The organism is uncultured Nocardioides sp. (genome assembly GCF_902805925.1).
Taxonomy (GTDB): Bacteria; Actinomycetota; Actinomycetes; order Propionibacteriales; family Nocardioidaceae; genus Nocardioides.
Window position 1 is genome coordinate 1 of sequence record NZ_CADCUP010000046.1, and the last position, 10,690, is coordinate 10,690.

A 10,690-nucleotide genomic window follows, 5' to 3' on the forward strand; every position below is an offset into this window, starting at 1 on the left:
CCGTGGTCCCGGCGCTGGTGGGGCTGACCGGCATCTACCTGCTCGACCTGTGGAACGACACGATGGTCGTGCTCAACATGACCCTCGTCGCGACGCTGCTGGTCATGGTGCTCGCGCTCGTCTTCGGTGTCTGGATGGCGCGGAGCCCGAGGACCGACCTCCTCCTGCGACCGGTGCTCGACGCCGGGCAGACGATCCCGGCCTTCGTCTTCCTCATCCCGGTGCTGGCGCTGTTCGACCCCACGCGGTTCACCGCGATCGTCGCCGGGACCATCTACGCCGCGCCCGCGGCGATCAAGCTGGTGGCCGATGGCGTCCGGGGCGTCGACCCCGGGGTCATCGAGGCCGCCCGGTCGACCGGCTCGACGCGGTGGCAGGAGATCACCACGGTGCAGCTGCCGATGGCCAAGGCGTCGCTGGTGCTCGCGACGAACCAGGGACTCCTCTACGTGCTGGCCATGGTCGTCATCGGCGGGCTGGTGGGTGCCGGCGCGCTGGGCTACGACGTAATCTACGCCCTCGCGCACGCCGACTACGCCGGCAAGGGCGCGGCTGCGGGGTTCTCGATCGTGCTCCTCGGGATCGTCATCGACCGGGTGACACGGGCGGCTGCCGACCGCGCAGGTCCCGGCTCCCGCCCCGCCGGCGCCCGCGGTCGCGGGCTCCGCGGGCTGGTCCCCCACAAGCAGTCGTCGACACGGCGACCCAACGGAACGGAGTGAGGATGCTGGTACGAGGGAAGCGGCGGTGGCGCAGTGCCACGGCCGCAGTGAGTACTGCGCTGGGCACCGCCCTCGCGCTGACAGCGTGTGGCGGGGGCTCGGTGTCGGAGCAGACGGAGGCCAACGAGTCGCAGGCCGGGTCCGGCGGGGGGGACTGCGGGGAGTTCAACATCCTGGTCCACCCCTGGGTGGGCTACACCGCCGACGCCTACGTCGTCGGGCACGTGGCCGAGGAGGAGCTCGGCTGCACGGTCAACTACGTCGAGCTCAAGGAGGGCGGGCCGTCGTACCAGGCGCTGGCGTCCGGTGACGGCCACGTCATCCTCGAGGAGTGGTCACACCAGGCCGAGCTCGAGGGAGCGGTCGAGGACGGCACCGCGGTCGACCTCGGGTCGATGGGCGCGACCGGCGTCATCGGGTGGTACGTCCCGGGCTGGCTGGCCGAGGAGCACCCGGAGGTCCTGAACTACGAGAACCTCAACGACTTCTCCGAGGAGTTCCAGACCTCGGAGTCCGGTGACCAGGGTCAGTTCCTGGGGTCGGACCCGACCTACACCCAGTACGACGAGGCGATCGTGAAGAACCTCGACCTGGACTTCAAGGTCGTCTTCTCCGGCGGCGAGACCGCGACGGTCGAGGCGTTCGAGCGGGCGCAGAAGAACGAGGAGTGGCTGCTCGGCTACTTCTGGGAGCCGCACTACGTCCACGCGGAGATCCCGCTGGAGCGCGTGAAGCTGCCCGAGTACGAGGAGGGCTGCGACGCCAACAAGGCCGACGTCGCCTGCGACTACGCCGAGACCGAGCTGAAGAAGGTCGCCTCGAAGGAGTTCATGGACTCCGGTTCGCCCGCGGCCGGCCTGGTCGAGAAGTGGGAGTGGTCCAACGACGACCAGAACCAGGTCGCGGCGTACATCACCTCCGGCTTCCCGCCGGGCGCCATCCTCATCAGCATGCCGGTGAAGTTCTGGGCGACGTAGGCAGTGCCGTCGCGCGAGACGGCGAGGCTCAACGGGCTGACGAGCCCCTTGGCGAGCGTCTCCGCCTTCGGCTTGGCGGCGGCCTGCTCTGCCGACGCCGGTGCGGTGGCTGCGGCTCCGGCCACGAGCGCCACGAGTGCGAACGATGATGCGAGTGCTCCCCGACGGGGCATGGGTCCTCCCAGAGCTGGTGGGGCGGGCCCTCCCAGGCCCGATCTTGGGCGGTCACACTTCCGGTGGCCGCCGGTCGGCAGCATCACCACAATGGGTGAACGTTCACCGAACCACGCGCGGATCGCGGTGGATGCGTCCGCTCTCGACGGCCAGCCGCCGTCCGGTGCCGCCCCACTGCCGGGCCACGATCTCCGCGGCGATGGACACCGCGGTCTCCTCGGGAGTGCGGGCGCCGAGGTCGAGGCCGATGGGGCTGCTGAGCCGGGCGAGCTCGTCCTCGGTCAGGCCCGCCTCGCGCAGCCGGGCCAGCCGGTCGTCGTGGGTGCGCCGCGAGCCCATCGCCCCGACGTAGGCCACCGCGGGCAGCCGCAGCGCCACCTCGAGCAGCGGCACGTCGAACTTCGGGTCGTGGGTGAGCACGCAGAGCACGGTGCGCTGGTCGACGCGCCCGGCCTGGGCCTCGGCCTCGAGGTAGCGGTGGGGCCAGTCGACGACGACGTCGTCCGCGCCGGGGAAGCGCGAGGCGGTCGCGAAGACGGGCCGCGCGTCGCAGACGGTGACGTGGTAGCCGAGGAACGCGCCCATCCGGGCCACCGCGGCGGCGAAGTCGATGGCGCCGAAGACCAGCATCCGTGGCGGCGGTGCGAACGCCCACACGAAGACCCGCATGCCCTCGCCGCGGCGCTCGCCGTCGGGGCCGTAGGTGAGCGTCGCGTGGTGGCCCGAGGCCAGCAGGCCGAGCACGTCGTCGGCGACGGCGTCGTCGGCACGCCCGCTGCCCAGCGAGCCGGTGCGCGGGACGTCGGCGTCGGGACGCAGCACCATCCGCCTGCCCAGCCACGCCGGGTCGGGGTGCTCGATGACGGTCGCCAGCGCGACCGGACGGCCCGCCTCGATGTCGGCCGCGACGTCGGCCAGCTCGGGGAAGGTCGCGCGGTCCACCTTCTCGACGAACACGTCGAGGATGCCGCCGCAGGTGAGGCCGACGGCGAAGGCGTCGTCGTCGGAGACGCCGTACCTCTCCAGGACGGGCGTGCCGGACCCCACCACCGCCTGACCGAGCTCGTAGACCGCTCCCTCGACGCAGCCCCCGGACACCGAGCCGACGGCCTGGCCGTCGGGGCCGACCAGCATCGAGGCGCCGGGCGGGCGGGGCGCCGACTGGAAGGTCGCGACCACCGTGCCGACCCCGACCGTGTCGCCGGCCTCCCACCACGCCAGCAGCTCGGGCATCACCTCACGCACGAGCCACCACCTCGCATACCTCGGCGAAGGCGGCCAGCGAGTGGCCGGCGACGAAGTCGTCGATGTGCGGCAGGGCCGCGGCGATCCCCTGCTGGACCGGCGCGTAGCCCGCCTTGCCCCGGTGCGGGTTGACCCACACGACGCGGTGGGCGATACGACCGAGCCGCTGCATCTGGGCGGCCAGCAGGCCGGCGTCGCCGCGCTCCCAGCCGTCGCTGAAGATCACCACGACCGCGCCGCGGGCCATGCCTCGGGCGCCCCAGCGGTCGAGGAAGACCTTGAGCGTCTCGCCCAGCCGGGTGCCTCCGGACCAGTCGGGCACGGTGTCGCCGGCCGCCACGATCGCCCGCTCCGGGTCGCGGTGGTGCATCGCGCGGGTCAGGTGCGTGAGCCGGGTGCCGACGGTGAACACCTCGACCCGATCGCCGGTGACCACGAACCGGTGGGCGAGCCGGAGCAGGGCGTCGGCGTACCCGCTCATCGATCCGCTCACGTCGAGGAGCAGCACCACCCGGCGGGGCCGTCGCCGCCGGCGGCGCCGGACCATCTCGGCCGGCTCGCCGAAGCGGCGCATGCTCGCCCGCAGGGTGCGCGAGGCGTCGAGGCTGCCGCGGTGCCAGCGCTGGCGTCGCGCCGTACGACGCAGCGGCGCGCTCGCGCGCAGGGTCGCGAAGAGGGCGGCGAGCCGGGCCCTCTCGGCCGCGTCGAGGGTGGCGACGTCTCGGTGGCGCAGCACCTCGCTGGTCGTCGCGGCGGCGCGGACCGCGTCCTCGTCGCCATCGGCGCCCTCGCCCGACGACTCCGCCTCGGGGAACCCCGCCACCGGCGTGCTGGGGATGCTCGCCGGCCGGGTGCGGGGCAGGCCGGATCGGGCGTCGAACCACGCCGCGAAGACCTGGTCGTAGCGGTCGAGGTCGTCGGGGCCGGCGCAGAGCGTCGCGCGGCCGGCCCGATAGGCCGCGCTGCGGTCGTCGAGGCCGAGCAGCGCGGTGGCCTCGAGGAAGCCGTGGGACCGGTCGGCGGTGACCGGCACGCCGGCGGCGCGCAGGGCGCGGGTGAACCCGAGCAGCACCTCGTCGGGCTGCCGCACCGTGCCCGGGGCGCTCATGTGGTGAGCATCCGGTCGAGCGCCTGGCGCACGCGGTCGGCGTCCTCGCGGTACTTCACCAGCGCGCCGAGCGTGGCCGCGGCCGAGGCGAGGTCGAGCTCGGCGGTGCCGAGGTAGGTCAGGGCGCGCGCCCAGTCGATGGTCTCCGCGACCCCGGGCGGCTTGAGCAGGTCGCCGCCGGCGCGCAGCTGCTGCACCACGCCGGCCACCTGGCGGGCCAGTGCCTCCGACACCTCGGGGGCCCGCGACCGGACGATCTCGACCTCGCGCTCCAGGCCCGGGTGGTCGATCCAGTGGTAGAGGCACCGGCGCTTCAGCGCGTCGTGCAGCTCGCGGGTGCGGTTGGAGGTGAGCACCACCAGCGGCGGCTCGGCGGCAGCGACCGTGCCGAGCTCCGGCACGCTCACCTGCCAGGTGCTGAGCACCTCGAGGAGGAACGCCTCGAACTCGTCGTCGGCGCGGTCGACCTCGTCCACGAGCAGCACCGCCGGACTCTGCTGGAGCGCCTGCAGGACCGGACGGGCGAGCAGGAAACGGGCGTCGTACAGGCTCTTCTCGGCCTCCTCGACCGAGCCCCCCGCGGTGCCGCCGGCGACCGCCTCCAGCGCGCGGAGGTGGAGGATCTGGCGGGGGAAGTCCCAGTCGTAGAGGGCCTGGGTGGCGTCGATGCCCTCGTAGCACTGCAGCCGGACGAGCGGCAGCTCCAGCGACGAGGCCAGCGCCTCGGCGAGCGCGGTCTTGCCGGTGCCCGGCTCGCCCTCGAGCAGCAGCGGGCGCTGCATCCGGGTGGCGAGGAAGACGACCGTCGCCAGCTCGGGGCCGGCGAGGTAGCCGGCCGTGCCGAGGCGGGAGGCGACGTCGGACGCGGACTCCATGCCTGCAGGCTACGTGCGGGGACGTTGGCCGGACGTTGGCGTGTCACCCCGGACGTCCCCCCGGCTGTCGACGTCGTGCCCGGTGGCGAGGTCGCCGCACTCCACCAGCGTGACGTCCGCGGCGGCGAGGTGGTCGCGGGCCCCGGCGTCGCCGACCGCGGTGGCGGTGACCGCCGCCCAGTGGTCGCGGCCGATCAGCACCGGGTGCCCCGGCCTGCCGTCGTACGCCGCCCGCGCGAGGACGCCGGGCCCCGACCCGGACCCCAGCACCCGGGCCACCACGACCGCCGTCACGTCGGGCAGGTCGACGAGGCTGACGAGCACCGCGTCGCCGCTCGCCGCGGCCAGCCCGGCCCGCAGGGACGCGCCCATCCCCTCGGCCCAGTCGTCGGCGAGGACCACCTGCACGTCGAGCCCCTCGAGCAGCGGCCGGGCCTCGTCGGCGGCCGCGCCGAGCACGACCTGCACCGGCCGGCAGCCGCCCTCCGCCAGCGCGCCGACGGAGCGGCGCAGCCAGCTCGTGCCGTCGTCGTCGTGCACCAGCGCCTTGGGCGTGCCCATCCGGCGGCCGGCGCCGGCGGCGAGCAGGAGCCCGGTGGTCATGGGCCCACTGTCGCAGCAACCGGCCGAGACGTCAGCGCACCTCGACGAGCCGGTCCATCTCGAAGTGCATGGGATCGGTGTAGCTCCAGTCGCCGCCCCACGCGAAGCCCCACTTCTTGAAGATCGCCACGACCCGGCGGTCCATCTCGCCGACGGTGCCGCGCTGGTTGCCCGGCACGTTGAGGTCGACGGCGATGCCGAAGGAGTGCAGCGAGAGCTGGGTGGTCCCGGCGATGAACCGCGGGTAGAAGCACCCGGCGTACTCGGAGGGGTCGACCTCGCCGGCCAGGCCCGCCCTCTGCACCTCCGCCAGGGCCGCCCGCAGCTGGGGGATCATCACGCGGTGGCAGGTGACGCTGCCCAGGATCGGCACCGGCTCGGTGCGGATGTTCGACGCCACCCACGAGCCCTCGGGCGAGATGCGGCCCCCGCCGGCGACGCGGTAGGAGAACGTGCCGACCGCCTCGGCCACCGAGCCGCCGGTGAGGAAGGCGGTCTGCACGGCGTCGACGTCGAGGTCGGGGCCGAGGATCTGCACCGACATCCCCTCGCCGACGATGTCCTGGATGCGGTCCCGCACGACCTGCGGCGAGGTGATGTCGGTGGAGACGAGGAGCGCGTTGCCGCGGCGCATGCCCAGCGTCTCGGCCCATCTGCGGTTGACCACCGCGTCGAGCTGCGGCACCTGGGTCGCGTACGCGCCGATGTGCACCTGCGCGGCGTCCTGGTCGTTGCCGAGCCGGACGTAGCCCGCGTCGTCCTGGAGCCTGCGGCCCAGCGCCTCGTCGATCGCCAGCTCGCCCCCGGCGACCCGCTCCCAGACCTCCTGCAGCTGCGCGGTGCCGGCGACGGTGAAGCGGCGGTACGACGCCGGGTCGACCGCGCCGATCGTGATGACCCGGTTCTCCACGGCGACCTGGGCCAGCGACAGGGACTCGGTCGCGTCGACGCCCCTCACCCTCCGCAGGCGCGCCGTCATGTCGCCGGGGAGCGGCTGCTCGCTGGAGACCAGGATGTCGGCCTCCTGGCAGCAGTCCTCGATCCGGCCGGGCGCCCGGATCTCGTGCTCACCGGCCGGACGGGCGCTCGCCGGGCTGCTGGGCGGCGGCGTCGGGTCGGGCGGCGGGTCGGCCACCGGCGGCTCCCCGCCGCAGGCGGCCAGGGTGAGCACGAGCGCGGCACAGGCGACCAGCGCCCGCCCGCCCGTGCGTCCCGTGCCCCTGCGCCCCATGCCCCCCATTCTTCCAGCCGGTGGGGAGCCCGCGAGCCGGTTCGCCCGGCTTCGCGCCCCGGCCGTGGCACCCTGGGGCGCATGTCGACGTCGCGGCTCGTGGCCGCCCTGGTCCTCTCCGTGCTGGCGACCGTGGGCTGCGGGACCACCGGGGGCGACGAGCCGGTCGCGCGGACGGTCGACTCGGCGGCCGCAGCGGTCGCGCCGACGGCCACGCCCGTACGCCGCGCGGTCGAGCCCACGAAGGCCCGCGGGAGGGGCTGCCGGGCCAGGCGCGAGGTGGAGGTCTGCTTCTCCTCCCCGGGCACCCACGGCGGCACCCACCCGACGGTCATCAACCGGCTGCGGCGGCTGTTCAAGGACGCCGGCGCCGGCGACTCGCTGCGGATCGCGATGTTCCGGTGGGACATCCGGGGAGCGGCCGAGGACCTGGTGGAGGCGCAGGCTCGCGGCGCGGAGGTGCGGCTCGTCGTCGACGACGACGTGCTGCTCAACCCGGTGGGAGCCGGCCTCGTGCAGCGCATCGAGGCGGGCGACCCGGCCCCCGGCAACACCGTGGTGTGCGACGGCGCGTGCCTGCCGTGGACCGCGCCCGGCCCGGCGCCGGTCGCCCAGGACATCAACCACCTCAAGCTGGTGCTCGCCGACATCGACGGCGAGCGCTCGGTGGTGACCACCTCGAGCAACCTCGTGGGCCTGCAGTACCGGCAGTACAACTCGCTGCTGCGCATCGTCGACAAGCGGTACTACCGCTTCGCGGGCCGCTGGTTCCGCGCGCTCGCGGCACAGCGCTGGGACGGCGCCCGCACCCGCCTGCGCCGGCCGGCGGCCGTGCTCTACCCCAGGCGCGGCGACCTCCTCATCGACACCCTGCGGAAGGTGCGGTGCCGGCGCGGGCTCCGCCAGGTCGACGTCAACCTCGCGGTGATCCAGCGCGCCGACGTCCGAAGCAGGCTGGTGCAGCTGCACGAGAGGGGCTGCGACGTGCGCGTCGTGGTCGACCGGCCGCCGGTCGAGAAGTGGCTGGAGCAGCCGGTCCGCGGAGGCCGGCTGCCTGCGTCCCGCGTGCGCCAGGTCAGCACCCACGACAAGGGCGTGGCCATCCACGCCGTCGTCGGCGGCCGCCCCCGGTACGTCGTGGTCACGGGCACCAGCAACGCCACCTGCGGCGGGCTGCACTACAACGACGAGATCATGCTGCGGCTGACGGGCCGCTGGATCCACCAGCACTACGCGCGGCACTTCGCCGACGCGTTCGGCCACGGACGCCACAGCGCACCCCGCCTCCCGGTGCCGGACTACGCCCCCTGCCGCTAGCCCCCGTGACGCCAGCCTCGTGACGCCGGCCCCGTGACGACTAGGGGGTCTCCACCAGCGGCGCCAGCTGCTCGGGGGTGCGGATCGTCAGCCAGCTGAGCACGCCCCCCAGCGCCAGCAGCACGGCACACGCGAGGGTGGCGCGGTCGTAGGCCTGGTCGAACGCGGCCGGCACGGCGTACTGCTCACCGGACAGCCCGACCGCCACCGGGAGCGCGGCGACGGCGAGCAGCGAGCCCGCCCGCGCGACGGCGTTGTTGACGCCGCTGGCGATGCCGGCGTTGTCGTCGGGAGCCGCCGCCAGGACCGTGCCGGTGAGGGGGGCGACCATCAGGGAGAGGCCCAGGCCGAAGACGGTCAGGCCGGGCATCACGTCGATCCAGTAGCTGACGTCGTCGTCGACGCGGAGCAGCAGCAGCGACCCCGCCGCCATCACCACCGGGCCGACGGTCATCGGGATGCGGGGGCCGATGCGGGTGCCGAGCTCGCCGGCGCGGGAGGCCAGGAGGAGCATGCACACGGTGATGGGCAGGGTGGCCACCCCGGCCTCCAGGGCGCCGTACCCGCTCACCGTCTGCAGCTGGATGATGAGGAAGAACAGCACCGCCCCGAGCGCGGCGTAGACGAGGAACGTCATGGCGTTGGCCGCGCTGAACGTGCGGTCGCCGAACAGGCCCAGCGGCATCATCGGCTCGTGGCTGCGGGCCTCCACGAGGACGAACGCGGCGCCGCAGAGCAGCCCGACGGCGCCGGCGTACGGCGCCGAGGGCGAGCCCCACTCGATGAGCGACCAGGTGACACCGCCCAGGGCGACGCAGGCCAGGACCGCGCCGGCCACGTCGAAGCGCCCGGTGGCATGGGGGTCGTGGCTCTCGGGCACGCAGCGCTGGGCGATGAGCACCGTGATGGCCGCCAGGGGCAGGTTGATCAGGAAGATCCACCGCCAGGAGACGTACTCGACGAGGGCGCCGCCGACGAACGGCCCGATCGCCGCGGCGATGCCGCCGAGGCCCGACCACGCCCCGATGGCCCTGCCGCGGTCGGCCGGCTGGAACACCGACTGGATGATCGCGAGGCTGCCGGGGGTGAGCAGTGCCCCGCCGATGCCCTGCAGGACCCGCGCCACGATCAGGACCATGGGTGTCGGCGCCAGCCCGCACAGCAGCGAGGCGAGTGCGAACCACACCGTGCCGACGACGAAGACGCGCCGCCGGCCGAAGCGGTCGCCGAGCGCGCCGCCGAGCAGGATGAGGGAGGCCAGCGAGAGGAGGTAGCCGTTGGTGATCCACTGGAGGTCGGCCAGCGAGGCGTCGAGGTCCTCGCCGATGGTCTTGAGGGCGACGTTGACGACGCTGCCGTCGAGCATCGTCAGCCCGGAGCCGAGCACGGCCGCGGTGACGACCATCCGCCCGACCGCGGAGTCCAGCGAGACCAGCTCGTGGTTGCTCACCCCACCACGGTAGAGCAGAGCTCCGTGTGCGAGCCGCGGGGAACGCTGGCGAACCTCACCCGCGTACGGCGACCGCCTCCCGCAGCAGTGCCTGCAGCTGGTCCCACTTGCCGGCGCCGAGGCGGGCGCGCCACTCCGCCTCGACCTCCTCGATGACCGCCGTGCCCTCGGCGACCGCCGCGCGACCCGCGGCCGTCGGACGCAGGATCCGCACCCGCCGGTCGGCGGGGTCGCGCAGGCTCTCGAGCAGGCCGCGGTCCTCCAGCACGGTCGCGAACTCGCCCAGCGCCTGCTTCGTCATCCCGACCCGCTCGGCGAGGTCGGTGACGCGCAGGCCGTCGGCGGGCGTGAGGCTGAGCAGCCGCAGCTGCGAGGTGCGCAGCCCCGTCCCGGCGATCCCCTGGGTGCGAGCGCGGACGTCACGCCCGATGGCGTCCAGGAGGTGGCCCAGGAGCGCCAGCAGGTGGTCGGGCCCGTCCCCCTTGACGGAGCTCATAAGGCCACCTTACCTTCGTGTAATAGGAAGGGAGCCTTACCGATGAACGACGTGACGACGGGCATCCGCGCCTGGACCGTCGACCGACTCCTCGACGTGGCGCCCACGGCCGTCGACACGGCCGTCTCCGAGCTCGTGGGGCAGGCCCTCGGCCGGGAGGCCCGGCCGGCTGCGACTCTCGAGGTGGTCGGCTACCCCTCAGGCGGCCGGCCGTGGTCACTGTTCTGCAAGGTGCTCCAGCACGTCCGCCACTGGCCGATGCTGGCCTTCATGCCACCCGACGAGGCGGTCCACTTCGCAGCCGACTTCCCCTGGCGCAGCGAGGTCGAGCTCTGGGACGCCGAGGTGCTGGCCACGCTGCCGCCCGGGCTTCGCGCGCCGGCCCTGCACCGCGTCGTCGAGCTCAGCGACGACCGGGTGGCCGTCTGGCAGGAGGACGTCGTCGAGGCGCCGCGCACCTGGGACGTCGAGCTCTTCGCCAGGGCCGCGCAC

At 74.0% G+C, this 10,690-nt stretch carries 10 protein-coding genes and 1 pseudogene; 4 read left to right on the forward strand and 7 right to left on the reverse strand.

Going from position 1 to position 10,690, the window contains the following annotated elements:
• Both QZX64_RS03365 and QZX64_RS03370 read left to right on the forward strand, forming a co-directional pair.
• Positions 1-722: proline/glycine betaine ABC transporter permease (locus QZX64_RS03365; RefSeq protein ID WP_295656960.1), on the forward strand; the 722-nt coding region annotated here is incomplete at its 5' end.
• A gap of 101 nt (positions 723-823) precedes the next feature.
• The gene (locus tag QZX64_RS03370; protein ID WP_295656962.1) at positions 824-1,699 is read left to right on the forward strand and encodes a glycine betaine ABC transporter substrate-binding protein; all 876 of its coding nucleotides are present in this window, start codon (positions 824-826) and stop codon (positions 1,697-1,699) included.
• Between the two features lie 276 nt (positions 1,700-1,975).
• Here the strand turns inward: QZX64_RS03370 and QZX64_RS03375 are convergent, their stop codons facing one another.
• The 5 genes from QZX64_RS03375 to QZX64_RS03395 are packed head-to-tail and all read right to left on the reverse strand — an operon-like array spanning position 1,976 to position 6,935.
• Complete coding sequence (locus QZX64_RS03375) at positions 1,976-3,118, reverse strand: XdhC/CoxI family protein (protein ID WP_295656963.1); 1,143 nt, start codon at positions 3,116-3,118, stop codon at positions 1,976-1,978.
• Positions 3,111-4,226, reverse strand: coding sequence for a VWA domain-containing protein (locus tag QZX64_RS03380; protein WP_295656964.1), 1,116 nt, complete (start codon positions 4,224-4,226; stop codon positions 3,111-3,113). The genes QZX64_RS03375 and QZX64_RS03380 overlap by 8 nt, the downstream gene beginning before the upstream one ends.
• On the reverse strand, positions 4,223-5,101 hold the full coding sequence (locus QZX64_RS03385; protein WP_295656966.1) for a MoxR family ATPase: 879 nt from the start codon (positions 5,099-5,101) through the stop codon (positions 4,223-4,225). The genes QZX64_RS03380 and QZX64_RS03385 overlap by 4 nt, the downstream gene beginning before the upstream one ends.
• 9 nt (positions 5,102-5,110) lie before the next feature.
• Positions 5,111-5,704 (reverse strand): nucleotidyltransferase family protein, encoded by a 594-nt coding sequence (locus QZX64_RS03390; RefSeq protein WP_295656967.1) that lies wholly within the window; start codon positions 5,702-5,704, stop codon positions 5,111-5,113.
• Positions 5,705-5,735: 31 nt separating this feature from the next.
• Positions 5,736-6,935 (reverse strand): M15 family metallopeptidase, encoded by a 1,200-nt coding sequence (locus QZX64_RS03395; RefSeq protein WP_295656969.1) that lies wholly within the window; start codon positions 6,933-6,935, stop codon positions 5,736-5,738.
• Between the two features lie 81 nt (positions 6,936-7,016).
• Between QZX64_RS03395 and QZX64_RS03400 the strand changes: the two genes are divergently transcribed.
• A complete protein-coding gene (locus QZX64_RS03400; RefSeq protein ID WP_295656971.1) occupies positions 7,017-8,252 on the forward strand; it encodes a phospholipase D-like domain-containing protein in 1,236 nt (411 codons plus the stop codon).
• A gap of 40 nt (positions 8,253-8,292) precedes the next feature.
• Here QZX64_RS03400 and QZX64_RS03405 read toward each other — a convergent pair whose 3' ends face one another.
• Both QZX64_RS03405 and QZX64_RS03410 read right to left on the reverse strand, forming a co-directional pair.
• The gene (locus QZX64_RS03405) at positions 8,293-9,702 is read right to left on the reverse strand and encodes an MFS transporter (RefSeq protein ID WP_295656974.1); all 1,410 of its coding nucleotides are present in this window, start codon (positions 9,700-9,702) and stop codon (positions 8,293-8,295) included.
• Positions 9,703-9,757: 55 nt separating this feature from the next.
• Positions 9,758-10,198, reverse strand: coding sequence for a MarR family winged helix-turn-helix transcriptional regulator (locus tag QZX64_RS03410; RefSeq protein WP_295656976.1), 441 nt, complete (start codon positions 10,196-10,198; stop codon positions 9,758-9,760).
• A gap of 42 nt (positions 10,199-10,240) precedes the next feature.
• Between QZX64_RS03410 and QZX64_RS03415 the strand changes: the two are divergent.
• A pseudogene (locus tag QZX64_RS03415) lies at positions 10,241-10,690 on the forward strand (hypothetical protein); the annotation flags it as partial.